The 18,742-nt window shown below is 46.5% G+C and carries 25 protein-coding genes and 1 tRNA gene; 7 read left to right on the forward strand and 19 right to left on the reverse strand.

From position 1 onward, the window contains the following. The 4 genes from QUB64_RS16380 to QUB64_RS16395 form a co-directional block, all read right to left on the reverse strand. Window positions 1-594, reverse strand: a 594-nt coding sequence (locus QUB64_RS16380) for a tetratricopeptide repeat protein (RefSeq protein WP_333394128.1), incomplete at its 3' end; no start/stop codon positions are given. After that, on the reverse strand, window positions 587-766 hold the full coding sequence (locus QUB64_RS16385) for a hypothetical protein (RefSeq protein ID WP_333271631.1): 180 nt from the start codon (window positions 764-766) through the stop codon (window positions 587-589). The genes QUB64_RS16385 and QUB64_RS16380, both read right to left, overlap by 8 nt. 336 nt (window positions 767-1,102) lie before the next feature. Further along, window positions 1,103-1,342 carry a hypothetical protein gene (locus QUB64_RS16390; protein ID WP_333271628.1) on the reverse strand — a complete coding sequence of 80 codons (240 nt, stop codon included), beginning with the start codon at window positions 1,340-1,342 and terminating at the stop codon, window positions 1,103-1,105. 381 nt (window positions 1,343-1,723) lie between these two features. Then, window positions 1,724-2,146 (reverse strand): hypothetical protein, encoded by a 423-nt coding sequence (locus tag QUB64_RS16395; protein WP_293133996.1) that lies wholly within the window; start codon window positions 2,144-2,146, stop codon window positions 1,724-1,726. Between the two features lie 289 nt (window positions 2,147-2,435). Between QUB64_RS16395 and gnd the strand changes: the two genes are divergently transcribed. Together gnd and QUB64_RS16405 are read left to right on the forward strand one after the other, a co-directional pair. After that, on the forward strand, window positions 2,436-3,890 hold the full coding sequence (gene gnd / locus QUB64_RS16400; RefSeq protein WP_333271624.1) for a decarboxylating NADP(+)-dependent phosphogluconate dehydrogenase: 1,455 nt from the start codon (window positions 2,436-2,438) through the stop codon (window positions 3,888-3,890). A gap of 147 nt (window positions 3,891-4,037) precedes the next feature. Further along, window positions 4,038-4,508, forward strand: a complete 471-nt coding sequence (locus tag QUB64_RS16405) for a restriction endonuclease (protein ID WP_333271620.1) — start codon at window positions 4,038-4,040, stop codon at window positions 4,506-4,508. A 431-nt stretch (window positions 4,509-4,939) separates the two neighbouring features. On the opposite strand, the gene QUB64_RS16410 is transcribed toward QUB64_RS16405, so the two are convergent. Next, the gene (locus tag QUB64_RS16410) at window positions 4,940-5,899 is read right to left on the reverse strand and encodes an NAD-dependent epimerase/dehydratase family protein (protein WP_333271617.1); all 960 of its coding nucleotides are present in this window, start codon (window positions 5,897-5,899) and stop codon (window positions 4,940-4,942) included. Between the two features lie 142 nt (window positions 5,900-6,041). Between QUB64_RS16410 and arfB the strand changes: the two genes are divergently transcribed. Continuing rightward, window positions 6,042-6,455, forward strand: a complete 414-nt coding sequence (gene arfB / locus QUB64_RS16415) for an alternative ribosome rescue aminoacyl-tRNA hydrolase ArfB (RefSeq protein WP_333271614.1) — start codon at window positions 6,042-6,044, stop codon at window positions 6,453-6,455. A gap of 36 nt (window positions 6,456-6,491) precedes the next feature. On the opposite strand, the gene QUB64_RS16420 is transcribed toward arfB, so the two are convergent. The 7 genes from QUB64_RS16420 to QUB64_RS16450 form a co-directional block, all read right to left on the reverse strand. Next, the gene (locus QUB64_RS16420; protein WP_333271611.1) at window positions 6,492-6,764 is read right to left on the reverse strand and encodes a helix-turn-helix transcriptional regulator; all 273 of its coding nucleotides are present in this window, start codon (window positions 6,762-6,764) and stop codon (window positions 6,492-6,494) included. A 235-nt stretch (window positions 6,765-6,999) separates the two neighbouring features. Then, complete coding sequence (locus QUB64_RS16425) at window positions 7,000-7,242, reverse strand: helix-turn-helix domain-containing protein (protein WP_333394131.1); 243 nt, start codon at window positions 7,240-7,242, stop codon at window positions 7,000-7,002. 92 nt (window positions 7,243-7,334) lie between these two features. After that, the gene (locus QUB64_RS16430; RefSeq protein WP_333271605.1) at window positions 7,335-7,553 is read right to left on the reverse strand and encodes a helix-turn-helix domain-containing protein; all 219 of its coding nucleotides are present in this window, start codon (window positions 7,551-7,553) and stop codon (window positions 7,335-7,337) included. A gap of 348 nt (window positions 7,554-7,901) precedes the next feature. Beyond that, window positions 7,902-8,183: a helix-turn-helix domain-containing protein gene (locus tag QUB64_RS16435; protein WP_293261364.1), complete on the reverse strand. Its 282-nt coding sequence runs from the start codon at window positions 8,181-8,183 to the stop codon at window positions 7,902-7,904. A gap of 309 nt (window positions 8,184-8,492) precedes the next feature. Next, complete coding sequence (locus QUB64_RS16440) at window positions 8,493-8,765, reverse strand: helix-turn-helix domain-containing protein (protein WP_293176870.1); 273 nt, start codon at window positions 8,763-8,765, stop codon at window positions 8,493-8,495. A gap of 141 nt (window positions 8,766-8,906) precedes the next feature. After that, the gene (locus QUB64_RS16445) at window positions 8,907-9,149 is read right to left on the reverse strand and encodes a helix-turn-helix domain-containing protein (protein WP_333271598.1); all 243 of its coding nucleotides are present in this window, start codon (window positions 9,147-9,149) and stop codon (window positions 8,907-8,909) included. A gap of 229 nt (window positions 9,150-9,378) precedes the next feature. Beyond that, the gene (locus QUB64_RS16450; RefSeq protein ID WP_333271595.1) at window positions 9,379-9,678 is read right to left on the reverse strand and encodes a helix-turn-helix domain-containing protein; all 300 of its coding nucleotides are present in this window, start codon (window positions 9,676-9,678) and stop codon (window positions 9,379-9,381) included. Between the two features lie 348 nt (window positions 9,679-10,026). Here QUB64_RS16450 and QUB64_RS16455 point away from each other — a divergent pair, with 348 nt between their 5' ends. The 4 genes from QUB64_RS16455 to QUB64_RS16470 all read left to right on the forward strand — a co-directional run bounded on the left by QUB64_RS16455 (window position 10,027) and on the right by QUB64_RS16470 (window position 12,155). Next, window positions 10,027-11,025: a hypothetical protein gene (locus QUB64_RS16455; protein ID WP_333271593.1), complete on the forward strand. Its 999-nt coding sequence runs from the start codon at window positions 10,027-10,029 to the stop codon at window positions 11,023-11,025. Further along, window positions 10,967-11,194, forward strand: coding sequence for a hypothetical protein (locus QUB64_RS16460; RefSeq protein WP_332943485.1), 228 nt, complete (start codon window positions 10,967-10,969; stop codon window positions 11,192-11,194). The genes QUB64_RS16455 and QUB64_RS16460 overlap by 59 nt, the downstream gene beginning before the upstream one ends. A gap of 285 nt (window positions 11,195-11,479) precedes the next feature. Next, window positions 11,480-11,716, forward strand: a complete 237-nt coding sequence (locus tag QUB64_RS16465; protein WP_333271589.1) for a hypothetical protein — start codon at window positions 11,480-11,482, stop codon at window positions 11,714-11,716. Then, the gene (locus QUB64_RS16470; RefSeq protein WP_333271587.1) at window positions 11,706-12,155 is read left to right on the forward strand and encodes a DUF7689 domain-containing protein; all 450 of its coding nucleotides are present in this window, start codon (window positions 11,706-11,708) and stop codon (window positions 12,153-12,155) included. The genes QUB64_RS16465 and QUB64_RS16470 overlap by 11 nt, the downstream gene beginning before the upstream one ends. A 154-nt stretch (window positions 12,156-12,309) precedes the next feature. Here QUB64_RS16470 and QUB64_RS16475 read toward each other — a convergent pair whose 3' ends face one another. The 7 genes from QUB64_RS16475 to QUB64_RS16505 form a co-directional block, all read right to left on the reverse strand. Next, window positions 12,310-12,996: a PEP-CTERM sorting domain-containing protein gene (locus QUB64_RS16475; protein WP_333271584.1), complete on the reverse strand. Its 687-nt coding sequence runs from the start codon at window positions 12,994-12,996 to the stop codon at window positions 12,310-12,312. A 284-nt stretch (window positions 12,997-13,280) separates the two neighbouring features. Next, a tRNA-Val gene (locus tag QUB64_RS16480) sits at window positions 13,281-13,354 on the reverse strand. A gap of 83 nt (window positions 13,355-13,437) precedes the next feature. Then, the gene (locus tag QUB64_RS16485) at window positions 13,438-15,528 is read right to left on the reverse strand and encodes a protein kinase domain-containing protein (protein WP_333271581.1); all 2,091 of its coding nucleotides are present in this window, start codon (window positions 15,526-15,528) and stop codon (window positions 13,438-13,440) included. Between the two features lie 173 nt (window positions 15,529-15,701). After that, window positions 15,702-16,148, reverse strand: a complete 447-nt coding sequence (locus tag QUB64_RS16490; protein WP_333271579.1) for an SRPBCC family protein — start codon at window positions 16,146-16,148, stop codon at window positions 15,702-15,704. A gap of 301 nt (window positions 16,149-16,449) precedes the next feature. Next, window positions 16,450-17,886, reverse strand: coding sequence for a 9,9'-di-cis-zeta-carotene desaturase (gene zds / locus QUB64_RS16495; protein ID WP_333271577.1), 1,437 nt, complete (start codon window positions 17,884-17,886; stop codon window positions 16,450-16,452). 61 nt (window positions 17,887-17,947) lie between these two features. Then, window positions 17,948-18,304, reverse strand: a complete 357-nt coding sequence (locus QUB64_RS16500) for a type II toxin-antitoxin system PemK/MazF family toxin (protein ID WP_333271574.1) — start codon at window positions 18,302-18,304, stop codon at window positions 17,948-17,950. Between the two features lie 4 nt (window positions 18,305-18,308). Beyond that, complete coding sequence (locus tag QUB64_RS16505; protein ID WP_333271571.1) at window positions 18,309-18,563, reverse strand: hypothetical protein; 255 nt, start codon at window positions 18,561-18,563, stop codon at window positions 18,309-18,311. Window positions 18,564-18,742 lie beyond the last annotated feature (179 nt).

Raw genomic sequence — 18,742 nt, forward strand, 5'->3', positions numbered from 1 at the left:
TAGGGATTTGTAAGCATTACCCAAATTGTTGAGGGAATTAGCTTCTCCCACGGGATTGCCGATTTTCCGTTGAATCACCAAAGACTGTTGGTAAAAGTCGATCGCCCGATTGAAATCCCCTAGGGAAAAGTAAGCATTACCCAAATTGCCGAGGGAATTAGCTTCTCCCACGGGATTGCCGATTTTCCGATCAATCACCAAAGACTGTTGGTAAAAGTCGATCGCCCGATTGAAATCCCCTAGGGATTGGTAAGCATTACCCAAACCGCCGAGGGAAGCAGCTTCTCCCACGGGATTGCCGATTTTCCGTTGAATCACCAAAGACTGTTCGTAAAAGTCGATCGCCCGATTGTAATCCCCTAGGGATTGGTAAGCATTACCCAAATTGCCGAGGGAATTAGCTTCTCCCCCGGGATTGCCGATTTTCCGATAGATAGTTAATGCTTGTTCCCAAGACTGCAAAGCTTCTCCAAATTGACTGATATCATCCTGCTGATTTCCTTGTTCAAACAGTCTGTCTGCTTCCGCTTTCAGTGCAATTCCCGCTACGAAATTGCCCAGTCGCCCTGCAAAATCTTTTACCCAATTAAACATTGTCGCTATCTCCTTGTTCCCTAAGATTATCTGCCTCTTCTAGCATTGCCGCCACCAAGCCATCATCCAGCAAATCCGGGTGACTTTTCAATATCTCGGCTTCTTCCCCGGTGGGACAGTTGAGGAGTTCATGAATCAGGTTGAGATAGGCTGGTTGGCGTTCAGAGTTCATGGGGGAGTTAGGGGAAGGTTGAAGGGTGAAGGCTCAATTAAATTGCGATAGATTTATTATAGATTGAACTCATGTGTTTGGGCGTTGGTCATTGCCCTAATTATCGTAGGGGCGGGTTCGCCAACCATATTTAATGAGTACGAACAATTTACATAAACCCGCCCCCACCCAACGATGGATTTGCGTGCACATTTCCTTCGCTGCGTGGCGAGAAACCGGGTTTCTATCCAGATTTTTGGTTGAGTACGGGAGATATCGGAAGAAACCCGGTTTCTGGGATTTGGGCGATCGCAATTCTGTCGCTGCGTGGCATCAACCGGGTTTCTATCCAGATTTTTAGTTGAGTACGAGAGATATAGAAAGAAACCCGGTTTCTGGGATTTGGGCGATCGCGATTCTGTCGCTGCGTGGCATCAACCGGGTTTCTATCCAGATTTTTGGTTGAGTACGAGAGATATAGGAAGAAACCCGGTTTCTGGGATTTGGGCGATCGACTTTTTGGGGAAATTGGGGGAAAGTGCGATCGAATTTCTCTCGTTGGGTGGGGGCGGGTTTATAAAGATTGTCGGTATTCATTAGAGATGGTTGGTGAACCCGCCCCTACGGCATTTGTGACCTTTTTTGGGAAATTGGGGGAAAGTTCATGGGAGATTTAGGGGAATATTGAAGGGTGAAGGCTTAATTAAATTGCCATAGATTTATTATAGATTAAGTTCATCTCTTTGGGCGTTAGTCATTGCCCTAATTATCGTAGGGGCGGGTTCACCAACCACCTCTAACTCTTACCAACAATTTACATAAACCCGCCCCCACCCAGCGACGGGATTAGTGCAAGTCGAATTCTGTCGCTGCGTGGCGAGAAACCGGGTTTCTCCGAATAATCTCGGTTGAGCACGAGATATCTAGGAAGAAACCCGGTTTCTGAGATTATTGTGCTTCCGAAAAGTCGATCGCAAATTACCTCCCAATCAGCGTATCCGCATAAGGATCGGGCAAAGCTTGCTGCACCTCCAACACCGACAAAGAATCTCCACTCACAGATTGGCTAATCAATTTTTTTTTTAGCCCATCCCCCCGCTTATCGCGCTCTTGCAACTTCAGCAATTCCTCTTGATACACACCAACAATTCGCCCCAAACTCACCACCAAATCATCCCAATTATCATCTCCCACCAACTTCTCAGAAATTCCCTCAAATAACTCTCCAGCTTGCCTTTTTTGAACGTAAGCCTTCAACAGCTTTCCCGACTTTTGCAACACCGCCTGATAAATCTCCCCATCCGACCACCACAGCCCCTGTTGACTCAGCAGCCAAGTTAAAATATACTCGCGAGCGTGTTGCTCCTTCACCCAAGCCGCGAGATACTGCAAATCTTCCATAATTACAACAGTCTCCTAAATTTCCCTGAAAATGTCCGCTTATCTGTATCTATCGTTACTGCGATCGACATAATACCTGCCTTATCATCACCTGCCCGCGTCATTAATAATTCTTAAATCTTAAAAAAACCCTACTGATTTACCAAACAGCAATTCTTAGAATATAAAAATAAACCTAAACCACCTCGGTCTATTGTCCAATACTTTTAGTCCACCGGAAAGCGCTACACCCCGCCTCGCTTTCCTCTCTCCCAAATCAATCCTCAAGCGGAACTAGCGGGTTATTAGCATGACAAAGCAAAATTTTGGTTTAATCGGTCTAGCAGTGATGGGCGAAAACCTAGCCCTCAACGTCGAAAGCAGAGGCTTCTCCGTAGCCGTGTACAACCGCACAGCAGCCAAAACCGACGACTTCATGGCCAAACGCGCCCCCGGCAAAAACATTGTCGCCGCCAAGACTCTCACAGAATTCGTCGATGCCCTCGAAACCCCGCGTCGCATCTTAGTAATGGTGCAAGCTGGCAAACCAGTAGATGCAGTCATCGAGCAGCTAAAACCCATGCTGTCAGCGGGCGACATGATTATTGACGGCGGTAACTCCCTCTACGACGACACCGAGCGCCGCACCAAAGATTTAGAAGCAGCCGGCCTCGGATTTGTCGGTATGGGCATCAGCGGCGGCGAAGAAGGCGCCCTCAACGGTGCTAGCCTCATGCCCGGTGGCACCCACGCAGCTTACGGCATCCTAGAGCCAATTCTCACCAAAATAGCGGCTCAAGTAGATGACGGCCCCTGCGTCACATTCATCGGCCCAGGTGGCGCCGGTCATTACGTGAAGATGGTACACAACGGCATTGAGTACGGGGATATGCAGCTCATTGCGGAAGCCTACGATTTGCTCAAAAACGTGGGTGGACTCAGCGGCCAGGAGTTGCAGGAAGTGTTTGCCGAATGGAATACCACCGACGAACTCAACTCGTTTTTGATTGAAATTACGGCTAATATTTTCAAATACATTGACCCGGAAACTAAGCAACCCTTAGTTGAGGTAATTATGGACGCCGCCGGTCAAAAAGGTACGGGCCGCTGGACTGTAATGAGTGCTTTGGAATTGGGCGTGAGCATTCCCACAATTATCGCTGCGGTGAATGCGAGAATTATGTCTTCTTATAAAGCAGAGCGCGTCAAAGCTTCCCAAGAACTGACGGGGCCTACCACCAAGTACGAAGGCGATCCTAAAGAGTTTGTGAACAAAGTTCGAGATGCTCTTTACTGCTCGAAGATTTGTTCCTACGCGCAAGGTATGGCGCTGTTGAGCGCGGCCTCGAAGTCTTACGGTTATGACTTGAGTTTGAGTGAAATTTCCCGTATTTGGAAGGGCGGCTGTATCATTCGGGCTGGATTTTTAGACAAGATTAAAAAGGCTTTCAAGGACGATCCCGCGCTACCGAATTTGCTGTTAGCGCCGGAGTTTAAACAGAGCATTCTCGATCGCCAAACAGCTTGGCGCGAGGTGTTGTCTACGGCTAGCCTGCTGGGTATCGCAGTACCGGCCTTCAGCGCGTCGCTGGACTATTTCGATAGCTACAGGCGCGATCGACTGCCGCAAAACCTAACGCAAGCCCAGCGCGATTATTTCGGGGCTCACACCTACGAGCGCACCGACAAACCGCGCGGCGAATTCTTCCACTCTGAGTGGACGCAGGCTGCTAAAGAGTCGCTGCAAACCGGTACTACCGACTAATCTGTGTAGGGTGCGTCAGGCGAAACGGCAATGTGAGAAAACATTCCCCCCTGACGTACCCTACAATATAGTTGCAATATTGCTAAATAACTATAGCGAGCAAAGCTCGTACAATCATAACTACTTCTTTAAAATAAATCTAATTTTATGAAACCTTTTATAGTAAGAGCCGCTGCCGTTCTCGGTGAGATTGCGGTAGCAGTATTTGATACCTTGAAAGAAGAAGAATCAAGAAAACGTTTATTAGAAAGTGGTATTGCCGAAGTAGATGAAATGACTGGAAAAGAATTTGAACAATTTCTACGAGTTCATTTTATCAACTGTGGCTACACTGTTACTTTAACTCAAGACAGTCAAGATTATGGTGCTGATTTAATTTTATATAAAGATGGCTATAAAACAGTGGTTCAAGCAAAAAGGAGTAAAAATCCAGTTGGGATTAAAGCCGTTCAAGAAGTAGCAGGAGCAGTCAGACACTACAAAGGAAATAAAGGCAGAGTAATCACCAACAATAGATTTACAGAAAACGCTTACAACCTTGCTAAATCTAACGAAGTAGAATTATGGGATCGAAAAGAACTAATCGAATTCATCCTGACAGCCAAGCATTATCACTAATTTATATACCAGGATCTGCAATAGCTACATTAGTTGTTTGTAGGCCAGCCAATAGGGTGCTTCAGAATTTGTAGGGTGTGTCGCTGTTCAAAATCCCTAAATTTAATCGACTTTTTGAGTGGCGACGCACCTTACACATCGGGAAAAATCAACAACCCTCCGTAACACCCTTGCCCAACAATTGTTAGGTTGGATGATTTAGAAAAAATGGTATTATCAGGACTAAAGTCTATAGGTGCGTCAGGCAAAACCACCAGCAATGTACAAAAACATTCACCCCTGACGCATCCTACAATAAGTAAAAGTTAGTCAAGTGCGAACAACAGATACTGCGATTGCTTCGTTCCTCGCAATAACAACAAAAAAACGCTAACAATCGCGTATTGATATATAAAAGTGCTGAATCGCCGATCGCCTAAAATCCAAACAATTCAACTAGCACTCGCTCCCCAGGTATCAACCGTTTGCTGCAAACCCTCTCGGTAGCTAACATAGCGCGGACTCCACCCAAACTGCTTGCGGAATGAATCGCTATTCACAGTAGTAATAAGCTTTAACAAATCCACTTGTTGAGGGGTGACAACTAACGCCAATGCTAGCGGTGTCAGCCACATGGGAATGTGCCCGGGGCGTTTTCTGCCCAGCGTGAAGGCGAATCGATCGATAAAATCGGCAAAAGACACCGGCACACCATCCACAACATTAAATATTGCACCTCTCGGTTGCTGTTCGGCTACCTGTACCAACGCCGCCGCCGCATCCTCAAAATGCAGCCAGTTTCCCAGATTGCTCTCGGGCCCGGCAAAATAAGGACGACCCAGTTTAAACGATTTTATATACAGTTTGAGGTCTTCCGATTCAGGCCCGTACAGGTATCCCAGCCGCAATACACAACTCGGAATTTGACTGTTTGTCACTTGGTTCTCAGTGGCGATCGCCATTTTGAAAATTGAGTCATCACCAGGTACACTTAGCGGTGTGCTTTCCGTCGCATCCCTCGCGTTGCCATACAGAAATGCGTAGCTAGTGTGAATTAGCAACTTAATATCCGTGTCTTTTACCGCTGTCAGCAGTGCACCAGTCGTAGCCGAAAGCGTTTTATCAAATCCTTTCCAATCTTGCCCGTCGCTGAGCAACGTATTTGCCTTTTGGGGAGTCAGGTTAACAACCACATCTGCATTGGCCGCCAGAATCGCATCCCGAACTTCCACAGCGCTGGAATGGTCAGTTTGTACCGCGATTCCGCCGCCGGAATGCACCGCTGCTGCACCATCTTTTTCTTGCGTCAATCCAGTTACTTTGTGTCCTTGCGCTACAAACTGCCGGACGGTTACTTGTCCGAGTTCAGAATCGGCGCTGGTAATGACTATGCTCAGCTTTGTGTCTGCCATCTGTTTTATAACCTATTTTTTATGCTTCTCTATACTTACTGGTTTGTCTCCTAACCAGCGACCCTCTATTGGTATAAAAAGTAGTTATTCTAGAATCAGTTACTAAAATTTTTTTACAGCTTGCCCGATCGCCCGCCCAATCATGCTAGAAATTTCCAACACAGTATTTATTGCCGATCGCGAAATCGAGATTAGCGCCATTCGCTCCCAAGGCGCGGGCGGGCAAAATGTCAATAAGGTAGCAACCGCTATTCACCTGCGCTTTGACATCGGCGCTTCCTCATTACCCGATCGCTACAAGCAGCGCTTATTGCAACTCAACGACCAACGTATCACCCAGGAAGGGGTGATTGTTATCAAATCTCAGGAGCACCGCAGCCAGGAACAAAACCGCGAGGAGGCTTTGAGACGGCTGCAAGAATTGATCAAAAGTGCGATCGTCATCCCAAAAAGGCGCAAACCCAGCAAAGCCACTCGCAGTTCCCAGCGCAAGCGTCTCGACAGCAAAACCAAGCGGGGCCAGATTAAGGCTCTGAGAGGGAAAATTACGGATTGATCGATGAAAGGGCGATCGACCTTTTTGACTTTTTAGTTATCCGTCAGGATTTGGTGGGCCTAAATCGTTGGGTAAATCGTTAAGCGTTTTTCCGAGAGCTTTGCAAAGGGCTTTCATTTGAGCAATAGTCAGTTCGGGCTCGTCTAATCCTCGCTCCCACTTGCTAATGGCTTGCTGACTTAGAGTTTTTGTGCGGGTTTTGTCGGGAATTTGTTTTGCTAAGGCAGATTGCGACAAACCAACAGCCTCCCGCAAGATTTGCAGTGCTGGTATATTTTTCGAATCTTGAGTTTGTTTATTTCTGGGCATATCATAAAAATTCACAACCAAAGTTGTTGACAAATTAACAATTTACAACTATGGTTGTTTAACTAGAGACAACAGAAAGGCGGCTCATTTAGCCGGACGGTGGAAACGCTTTGGTTTATAGCGAGCTGCCTTATTTGTAGTTTCTACCCATTATGCCTGCATAACCCTTAGTATTTTCGGGGCTTGAGTGCATACATCAAGCTCCTTTTCCTAGAGATTGGCGAACCTCTGCGGGCTAGTTGTCCGATCGCCCTCGCGATCGACTGGGTAAGTCATCGGGAATTTTAGTTACGTCTAATCCTAAAAGCTCAAACATAGTTTTTAGAGAAACTTGGTACAGGTTAGCCATCGCAAGTATATTTTCAGCATTAGGTAAAGCCTTGCCTAATTCCCAGTCAGCTTGTCTTCGCTCGGAAATTCCGATTTTTTCTTTGACTTGAGGGCGTGTTAGTCCAGCTTGTTCTCTGAGTAGTCTCAATGGAGACTTCTCCTTTTCTTGTAAATCTTCTACCATAGGACAAAACATTCATGATGTAAACGTCTTGGCAACGTGCTCATAAGACGTAAAATTCATGTTGGTAGGTCATCGGGAATTTTGGTTACGTCTAGTGCCATACATCTAGCAAGTGTTTTTAGTGGCACGCCTAGCTCGCGCGCCAGAGCAATCGCCCGATCGAAGCGAGGAATGGCTTCTCCTCGTTCCCAATCGCCAATAATGCGAATTCCTACCCCCATTCGACGACTAAGTTCGGGTTGGGTCAAATTTGCACTTTCTCTAAGGTTTTTCAAGGTTATCGTTTCTCGATCTTCAGATTCCATTAATTATAGCATTTAGTTGCTAGCATTTTACTGCTTGACCAGGTGGGCATCTGGCACTAAAATGCTAGTAGACACACAAAACAAAGGTGGCTGGGCAAGCCAAAGAGTCAAAATGCAGGTTTGAATAACCGCCTTATTTTTAGTGTCTATTAATTGTGGACCTGCATACCCTTAGTATTTTCCGGGCTTGGGCGCATACCTCAAGCCTCTTTTCCTCAACGCCGAGGAGGTGATGCGATGTAAAAGGTCGATCGACCTTACAAGACAGCCCAACTCAAAATTGTACCAAAAATCCCGACCATAACTTCCCTGTGCTTGTTAGTTGTCCGATCGCGAGGGCGATTTTACCAAAGGAATATCGTCAGGGATGTTGGAGATATCGATACCTAGTAATCTAGCGACGGTTTTGGGCGAAAGCTTTAACTCCCGGCATAGGGCGAAGAAATTGTCCGCCCGTGGCATTTTCCGACAATTAACCCAGGAATTCACTGTATTTAGAGAAACTCCTAGGTTTCGGGCTAGTTGTTCCTGAGTAGCTTCAGCCAATTGGATAGCTTCTTGAATAGTTTCTGGTTTGAGATAGTCTATATCTTGATTCATTTAAGCTAAAGTTATACAAATTTAGTTGACAGACTATAATTATCCAACTAAAGTTGTAAGAGACGGACTTGACAGAAGGCGGCCGACGAGTCTCCAAGGTCAAAACGTGCAGGTTTGAAGAACCGCCTTACTTCTGCTGTCTATCAATTGTGCTTGCATACCCAAGCGTGTTTTTGGGGTTTGAGTGCATACCTTAAACCCCTTCCCTCAACGCCGAGGAGGTGATGCCATGTAAAAGGTCGATCGACCCACAGCACAACCCAACTCAAAATTGTACCAAAAATCCCGACCAAAACTTCGCTCTGTTGGTTAGCTGTCCCTCGGCGGCACGTAATCATCAACAAGTCCTGACACATCTAGCCCGATCGAGTGACAGAACTGTTTCAAGCTAATATTTAGGGCTGTACAGATGGCTATTGCAGTATCAACTCTGGGTTTTTGTTTTCTTTTTTCTATGGAATACAAAGTATCTTCAGAGACTTTCCCCGTCAGTTGCAGGCTAAGCTCACGGCGACTAAAGCCCCTGTATTCTCTAATTTCCGCAAGGCTCATTTCGTATAAATCCCGTACTTCTTGATTCATTATGCAGAATATTTGGTAGTTTACCCTTGACAAAAACAGGAAGCCTGACTACACTACGATGACTGGACAAAACAAAGGTGGCCGGGCAAGCCTGAAAGCACAACCCAACTCAAAATTGTATCTGTTGGTTGAATTTAATTGCTAATTCGGGCCAAAGCTCTCTGGAAGTTCATCTATTTTTTCTATTTGTAACTCCCGGCAAATTGCTTTCAACTGCAAGAGAGAAAATTTTGGTTCTGTGGCTCCAGATATCCATCTATGATACGTAGCGCGGGGAATCCCGCATCTAAAAGCAAACTCATCTTGTGATAAGTCTGTTTTGTTGATTCTTAGGGCTTCCAATGGTGAATTGCCCTCCTGTCTTCGTTCTTTTCTTGATGACATTGTAACATAAAATCTCAAATTGAGATGTCATAATTGACAATTTTAAATCGACATCTCATAATGAGATAAAAGCGACATAACACAAGTCGGTCGGTCAGGCAGAACAGTCCAAACGTCCAAGTTTGAATAGCCGCCTTGAGGTGATGCCATGTAAAAGGTCGATCGACCTTACAACACAGCCCAACTCAAAATTGTACCAAAGATTCCGACCATGACTTCCCTGTGCTTGTTAGTTGTCCGATCGCCCTTGCGATCTACTGGGTAAGTCATCGGGAATTTTAGTTACGTCTAATCCTAAAAGCTCAAACATAGTTTTTAGAGAAACTTGGTATAGGTTAGCCAGTGCAGCCACGTTTTCAACAGTTGGCATGGATTTTCCTGATTCCCAGTCAGCTTGCATCCGCTCAGAAACGCCGATATGTTGTTTGACTTGAGGGCGGGTTAGCCCAGCTTGTTCTCTGAGAAGCCTTAATGGAGACTTTTCCTTTTCTGGCGAATTTTCTTCCACAATACCAGAAACTTGTTTCATGAAGTAAACCTCTTGATTATTACCTAAAGATGAAGTACACTTTATGTAAACAGGCAAAACAAAGGCGGCCGGGCAAGCCTCCTTTCATCAAAATGCAGGTTTGAATAACCGCCTTATTTGTAGTGTCTATCAATTATGCACCTGCATATCCTTAGTATTTTTGGGGCTTGAGTGCATACCTCAAGCTCCTTTCCCTGAACCTCTCCAGGAGGTGGTGCCATGTAAAAGGTCGATCGACCCTACAGCACAACCCAACTCAAAATTGTATCAAAGATCCCGGCCAAAACTTCAACTTTGCGATCGCCCAACTTCCGTGCTATCGTGCCCTTTCTCCAACCATTGCCGATCGTGACCACATCTACCGACAACTTCTACCTAGGCGATGTCGCCTCCAACTTTCACTTTGCAGGCCCGCTGCTAGACTTTGAAGAAGAAATCCAGAATCAATCGCCCTTTCACGATTTAGACTACCTGACAGGCGAAATTAAAAGAGGATTCCTCGACTACGTGCGGCAAGGAATCATGCTGGACGCGATCCGAAAACTGCGCTTGTACAAAGACAAATTCAAAACCTTTAAAAGTTACTGCGAACAAGCCTTAGGCAGACAGTATTTTTATTGCACGCAAATTATCAAATCTGCTGCAATTTGCCTGCGCTTAATAAAAGCCGGATTTGAGATTTTGCCAAGCTGCGTCGCTCAAGTGGTTCCCTTGTTTAAACACGCAGTCACCGACCAATACGGCGACAGTGCTTTACAGGAAAAGTGGCAAGAAGTTGTGGATGTCATACCAAAAGAAAGGATTACAGCAATAACGATTGCCGAAACAGTTGACAACAATCCCAACCTCAGGTTAAAACAAATTCGGATCAAAACCGACACCTACGCCCTGTTGACCAAAAAAGCAGCCGCTGCGGGAATGTCAATTTCGGAATTTTTGGGGAGGTTGGTTGACGAATACAACCCCAGAAATTTAGAGCAGCCGGCCGAACACACTCCCGAACAAGAGGAGATTTTAGACCAATTGGACGCGGAGTTTAAGAAGCCCGCAGCGGAACAGAGTTCAAATTCTGTCGCAGCAAAAGTTAAATCTAAAGGTTTTGGAGTAAAAAATGATCCTAAAGGTGGTAAAAGGGAGGTGCAGGCGAAAAGTTCGGAAGGTAAAGTAAAAGCGAAAGTCTCAGAAAGTGAAATTAAGCTGAAAAATAAGCAAACAGAAATCCCAGTCGAGAAAATATCCAATTTATTCCAGGAAAAAAATCATGAAGTCATCTGCCCAAAACCCAATCATGCGTCAACTGAAACTGATGGAGGCTCAGTTGAGCGAGATTCAGTGCCAACTGATTAAAGCCACTGTGTTGAATTGGTGGCAAATCGTTTTGCCTGACGGACAGAAGATTGCGATCGAGCACGCGGGCGGCGGACACTGGATTTTTCGGGCTAACGGCCTGGAAAAATCGCATCCTGAAGTGCGGAAAGCTGTGTTAATGGCGATCGCCGAAGGCTGCCGCCGATAGGTTACGCTTAAGGACACGGCGAGGTGTCGTGTCCCTACGGGGTAATGGGAGTTGTCATGATTTGGGGATGTTGGCGGATGCTGGGGGCGATACCTTCGGTGTGCTTCGCTTACGAGATTGGTTAGGATGGCGATCGGAATGTCCCAATTGTGGGGCGAGGTTTAATATTCCGGCGTTTTAGGGAGATAATTCGTTATTACTGCTTATAAATATCCGATTAAAAGTAAGCTCGAACTGGAAGCGGAGTTTAATAGCCTCGCAGAAGAATGGCGTGCAGAAACGAGAATGCTGTCATTGGTTACACAGAAGTCAATCCACCCAGCTTACCAGAGAATTATTGGTATGGGCCCGCCCGTTGTCCCGTTGATTTTGCGCGATCTCGAACAAAAACCTGACCATTGGTTTTGGGCGCTGAGGGCGATTACTGGTGATAATCCGGTAAAAGCTGAAAAGTGCGATCGAATGAAGCTGATGGCTCAAGCGTGGATACAATGGGGAAAAGAACACGGTTATGAGTGGTAGGTTGGATTACCGTAAAATCTTGAGATTTCCGAATTTAGATCGTACTGAATATGAAGTCACAAGTGAAGAAACTGTAGATTATAATTGCTTTGCTTTCGCTGCTGGCGAAGAAGACTGTAGGTGGGACCCGGTAGATCCTGATGGATACTGGCCCGATGGTGTGCCAAGAGAGTTAACACTCGACACTTTTATCAAGGCTTATCAAACTATTGGATATGAATATTGCGATAATCGTGAGCTTGAACCAGGCTTTGAAAAGATAGCTATATACACGTATAACGGTGAACCTCAGCACGTTGCGAGACAAGAAAAGGATGGTATGTGGAAAAGCAAGTTAGGGGATTGGGAAGATATTAAACATGAATTAGAAGGGTTAGAAAATCCTCATTATTATGGAGTTGTTCAACAAGTTTTAAAGCGATCGATAACTCTGGTGTAGATTTTGCGACTGAAATTGTAAGCTGTGGGCGATCGCTCAAGGCTGTCGTCTGTCAGCTATCTGAGGGTTTTTCCCCTTGGCGTATCGAGTGTTACTGGTGAGGACACGGCACCTAACCGTGTCCTGAGAGGTGCTGGTGGGGCACACTTCAACTTCAGTCGGTTGTTTTTGGGACTGTAGCCAGCGATCGTAAGCGACTCGATCGGCGGCGGAAACTTGCAAAGAGTCCCAATCCTAAAGCCGTAGCTGAGCCAAGAATCGTAACAGGTTCAGGAACTGCCTTTACTTCTGTGAGTTCTAAAACGCCCTCACTCAAACCTCTATCTCCTCCTCCTTGCAAAGGAGTTGTTAGACTAAAAATTGACGGAAAGTTACCAGTTTTCAGAAGATCGTATTGTAGACGCAAATCAAATGCCAAAAAGTTTGGTAGTTTCGGATCTAACATTGAGGCTATTAGTACGGGGATAGGAAAAGGAGGGCCTCCCCCTAAAAAAAAGTCAGTGACAGATGACGTTTGAAATTTAATACTGATGTTATTAGGTTGCCAGGGTAATGAATTTGCTACCCCTTGCCAATTGGCTTCAAAAAATATTGGCTTCCCCTTTGTATTTGGATAACTTGGTAGTTTTGAAGGATCGTATATAATAGTTCCCGAGAGAAATCCTTGACCGTTAAGAGCGCAAACATTTGGATTAAAAGGACAATCCCCTCCATATCCAAATTGTGTTTTCCCCACGAAGGAAATCTGAGTTAAAGTTGCAGCAGATACTGGACTAAATCCAGTAGCAATAGTAAGGCTTGTAACAGCCATTCCCAAAGTCATCAAAGTTCGACATTTCATATTGTAATAGTCTCAACAATGTTAGGTGGGAACGAAACAGGAGCAATTTAAGAGGTGCAGTGCTTTAAAGGCGATCGCCTCGCTCATCAGCTTACTCCCAATCCGAGACTTGGTGTGAAAATTTGTTCAAGGGTAATGGATTTTCTAAGGTAGCAGGATATGAATCAGGATCTACTGACAATCCCCTGGAAGTGACAAACTATCCGCTATGGCCAGAACCAGACCCTCCGCATATTTTATTTTTTCCACAACAAAACCCGCTACAACCAGCGGGTTTTATAAGATGGACACAACTGGACTCGAACCAGTGACCCCTACGATGTCAACGTAGTGCTCTAACCAACTGAGCTATGCGTCCTCACGAATTACCAATGTAGCAGAACATTAGATGGATTGTCAAGCACAAATATAAAATTTTTCAAGCCACCCACAGCCACCGCCCTAATTCCCAACCCGCCAAATCTTCACAGTTCGATCGCCCGAACCGCTAGCCAAACACCCCCCATCAGCACTAAACGCCACCGACAAAACCTCCCCCCCGTGCCCCGTCATAAGTTCCAGCAAACCCCCCGTAGCCGTATCCCACAAATAAATCGAACCATCCCGACTCCCGGTCGCCAAAAAACCACCATCCCGGCTTAACGCCACACACAAAACATCCCCAGAATTGTCCCTCATACTCCGCAGCAGCGTACCTCGCCCGTCAGCATCCACGCGCCACAGCTTCGCCGTACCGTCCCGACTCCCACTAACCAAAATCGATCCTCCTCCTACTCCCCCCCTTAGCAAGGGGGGGCTGGGGGGGGTAGCTCCTCCTCCTACTCCCCCCCTTACCAAGGGGGGGCTGGGGGGGGTAGCTCCTCCTCCTACTCCCCCCCTTACCAAGGGGGGGCTGGGGGGGGTTCCAGCAAAAACGATCGCCCGCACCCAATCCCCGTGCTCTGCTAAAGTACAAATCGATCGACCGTGGCGCCAATCCCACAACTGCAAACTCTTATCCCGACTCCCCGTCGCCAAAAACTCCCCACCAGGACTAAAAGCCACCGCCTCCACCCCGCCAGCGTGCCCGCTTAAAGCCGACATCGGCCTACCCTTATTCAAATTCCACAACTTTACAGTCTTGTCCCGACTACCGCTAGCCAAAACCTGACCGTCGGGACTGAAGGCCACAGCATAAACCCGATCCTCATGGCCGCGCAAAGCGTACCACCACTTACCCTTATTCAAATCCCAAATTTGAATCGTTTTATCCCGGCCGCCGCTAGCCAAAGTCGCGCCATCAGGGCTAAACGCCACACAAGTCACCCAGTCAGAATGACCGGTGAGAGTGTACCACCGCTTACCCGCGTCCAACTTCCACATCTCAATCGTCTTATCCTCACTCCCGCTAGCTAAAGTCGCGCCATCGGGACTAAAAGCTACGGACGTGACAGCCTGGGAATGCCCTACCAGAGTATGAACGCACCTCCAAGTAGGCGCGCGTGCGGGAACAACCCGCTGCATCAGCGGCACAGGTATAATTGTGCCTGCAACCGTTGGTGGCACTGCATTCTGCACCGCAGGCGCAGTTGGCGGCACGGGAATTGCAGCAACTACTGGAGTCGGGGGAACAGGCGCCGGCGAATGCTGCGGCTGCAAATCTTGAAGAACCTCAGCTACAGATTTGTAGCGACGACTGAGACTCGGTTCGATCATTTTGTCGAGGACGCGACTTAATTTCGGATCGATTTGAACCTTCAAAAAATCTCGCCAAACCCAAACATCTTGATTAATATCGAACAAATCAAACGGAGATATTTGAGTTAGCAAATAAATGCTAGTTACCCCCAAACTGTACAAATCGCTGGCATAAACCGCTTGACCTCTAATTTGTTCCGGCGCGACAAATTCGGGCGAACCGATGACTGTTCCTGTTTCTGTCAAACCCTCGACCAGTTTTGCAGCGCCAAAATCAACTAAAACTAATTCCCCAGTTAAATTTGGGTAAGTATAAATAATCGGAGTTTGAGTAAGGCGGCGGCGGATAATATTGGGCGGTTTGATGTCTCGGTGAATTACACTGCGATCGTGAACGAACTGCAATACTGGCAATAAATCCTTCAGCAGCCCGAGAACCTGACTGGCGCTGAAAGGCCCAGTCCGCGCCAATTCTTGCTGTAAATTCTCGCCTTCTATAAATTCCTGCACTAAATACTGATAGCGTTCCTGCTGAAAGTGCGCCAGCAACTCGGGAATTTGCGGGTGTTTCCCCAATTCGTCCAGCCGCACGGCTTCTCGGTTGAATAATTCTGCTGCTTTTTCGGCGCTGCTGGTTCCTTGGGATAGCGGGAAAAACTGTTTGATTGCACAGCGCGGTTTTGAGGGTTTGTCTTCGTCTACTGCTAAAAAAGTGCGGCCGAATCCGCCGCGCCCGAGGGGTTTGATAGCGCGGTAACGCTCTCTGAGCAAGAGTTTGGTGCCACAATTCAGGCAGAATTGGGTACGATCGGCATTTTGCGGGTTTTGACAGGCGGGGTTTAGGCAATAACTCATAACGAACCGGGAAGCAATCAGCAGCATATCTCTATGATACTGAGGCAAAAGGGCGATCGGTTGTCGCGTTACAATTTAAAATTAAAGGACTGAAGTCCTCACTACAAACAGGTTCGTAGTGAGGACTTCAGTCCGCTCCCTGGTTTGATCGTTCGGATTTCAGTCCGCAGCATTTAAGATCTAGCTTTAACATTCAGAGCATACTCTTTAAACCTTTCCAAGTCAGCCTGAATAGTCGATTCAACAACTCGCCCTACAAACGAATTGTCCATCAATGTGGCTAACCAGCCGGGAACTCCATAAGCCACCGTCAGTTTGACAATGCTGCTGTTTTTGCGATCGTAAAATCGCACCGCACCCCGATTGGGCAAACCGTCTACCGATTCCCACTGAATTATCTGATTCGGCACTAATTTTAGAATCCGAGAAAGCCAGCTAAATTCTAACCCACCTGTTGCGAGTTTCCAGCGAGACAATTCGGGATTTTCTTCGAGAACTCTAACTGAGTCTATCCACTTCATCCAGCGCGGCATTTGCTCTAAATCAGACCAAAGTTCCCACGCTAATTCGATAGGAATTGCCACTTCTACTTGTACGCTATGCTCTAACCAATCAGTCATGGGATTTTAGATTTTAGATTGAACAATTGTTTCTTTTCGTTACCAGGCTCTGCCTGGTAATGCTTATCCAGAGGCTCCGCCTCGGTTTTTCTCTAGAGTATCGGAGGCAGAGCCTCCTGCAAGGCATTCCCAGGCAGAGCCTGGAAACGAGAGAATAATGACTAATGACTAAGGATGATTGGACGGAAAGCGAGCGGGGATGCTCGCACTAATGACTAATGACTAATGACTAATGACTAATGAGGGCGGGCACGGGGGCACCGCCCCTACTGACTAATGACTAATGACCAATAACTAATGACTAATGACCGTAAGCTTCGAGAATTACCTTAGCCGCTTGATGGCCGGAAAGTGTTGCACCTTCCATGCTATCAATATAGTCTTGCTGAGTGTAACTTCCTGCTAGAAAGAAGTTAGCCACAGGAGTTTTTTGAGCGGGGCGGAAAACATCCATTCCCGGTGCTTCGCGATACAAAGATTGAGCGAGCTTAACTACGCTATACCAAGTCATGTTTAATTCCCGTGCAGAGGGGAATAAATCTTGAACTTGCTTGAGTACGTGTTGCGCGATCGCCTCATTGCTCTGTTTAATAAACGGATCGCCCGGTGTCAGCACCAATTGCAACAGAGAACCTTGTCCTTCTTTATAATAATCCTTAGGACTTGTCAGCGCCAAATCTGCAAAACAAGAAAAATCTGCATCTGCTGAATATAGCAAATTATCAATTCCCACAGCGTGACTTAACTGTTTGCGCTTGGCTTCATCTTCTAGTTCCGTTACCCAACCGTCGAACCGCAATTGTACTGTCGCAACTGGTACCGCGTCTAACTTATAAATATTGTCAAATTCCGACCACTTGCGCCAAGCTGGCGGCAATATTTTTTGAATTCCAGGCACGTCGCAGGCAAAAACGTAGGCGTCTGCGGTAATATGTTCTTCTGTTTCGCCGTTAGCTACTACCAACCCTGTCACGCGCGTTTCTGCACCTTCTTGAAACTGAATTTCTCGCACTCTGCGCCGTGTATGAATTTTGGTTCCTTTCTTTTCCAAATATTCGACAATTGGTTTGTGCAGATATTCGTTGGGAGAACCAGCTAGCATCCGCATGACGGAAGCTTCGGTTTTTGATGCAAAAAATTGGAAGATTGTCAACATACACCGGGCAGAAATATTTTCGGTGTCGATAAAACCTAGTGCGTAGGCGATCGGGTTCCACATTCTTTTGAGGGAGTTTTGGTTGCCGCCTTGACTGCGGAACCAGTCAGCAAAGCTAATTTTATCCAAATCCCGGATAGTTTTCATTGCTCCCTCAAAGTCGATCAAGCCACGGACGATGGGGCTAGTTCCCAGGGCGATCGCATTTTGAATTTTGTCTTGTACCGTTAGCTGGGATGTAGTGAAAAATGCCTTCAATCCGTGCAAAGGAGCACCCACCGGAAAGCGAAAATCCAAAGAACCAGTTTCGCCGCCTCGATTGATAAAAGTGTGGACGTGATCTTTGAGGAGCAAATCGTCAAAAGCTCCCACTTTTTTCATCAGGGCAAATAAGTTATAATAGCAGCCGAAGAAGACGTGCAAACCCATTTCAACATGATTCCCGTCGGGATCTACCCAACTGCTGACTTTGCCGCCGACAAAGGGGCGGGACTCAAAAATTTCTACTTCGTGGCCGGCATCCACTAAATCCACTGCTGTGGTCATTCCAGCCAGTCCCGCACCTACGATCGCAACCCGCATTTTACCTATCCTTATCCAGTATTTTTACAGATTGTAACAAGTTTTAGAGTTTCCACGCTATTCAAAGTGCGTAAATGCCGATCGCCACTTGCACCCCTCTCTGAATTCTCCTTAAAAAATCCGCACTAATTTCACCGTAAGGGCCTTGTTCCAGATAAGTCTTTTGGACTGCTAGAATTTGCTCGCAGACAGCAAGTGAGTTTGATTCTAACCCTCCTACCCCCGCAGGAATCAAAATCCGAGTCGGAGTTTCCCCCCCGCTCAAATCGCTAGTAAAAGGTACAATCAGTACAGTACGGCTCAATTCATTGCGGCTATTTATGGAAACGACAGCAATAGGACGTTTTTTGGTATCTCCTATCCCTCGCAAAGCTCTCAAAAGATAAACTTCGCCTTGTTGGGGATAAGCTTCTGTCATTGTATCAAAGACCTTCCTCTATTAAAATTTCTTCCATTTGTGCCGCGGCCAATGTTGCCCATTCTTCTTCAAAGTCAATATCTTCTTGACTGCGGTCGAGATAAAATTTCCGCAACTTATCTTCTATTTGCTTAGCGTACCAGAGACGGAGAGCTTGTTCGATCGCCTCCGTCCAATTATCAGTAAGCTGGTCTATTTTATCAGCGAATTCGGCATCAAGCGCCACTAACACTTCTCGCTTTTGAGTAGAATTTGACATAATCATTATCCTGAATAATTATACAAGTAGGGTGCGCCGAAGAGCACCTTACATATTACTTTTACAGCTTTCCTCTTTCCTCTTACATCTTCCTTCTTCCTGATGACTACTGACTACTGACTACTGACTACTGACTACTGACTACTGACTACTGACTACTGACTACTGACTACTGACTA

The organism is Microcoleus sp. Aus8_D2 (assembly GCF_036702665.1).
In the GTDB taxonomy this organism is placed as follows: domain Bacteria; phylum Cyanobacteriota; class Cyanobacteriia; order Cyanobacteriales; family Microcoleaceae; genus Microcoleus.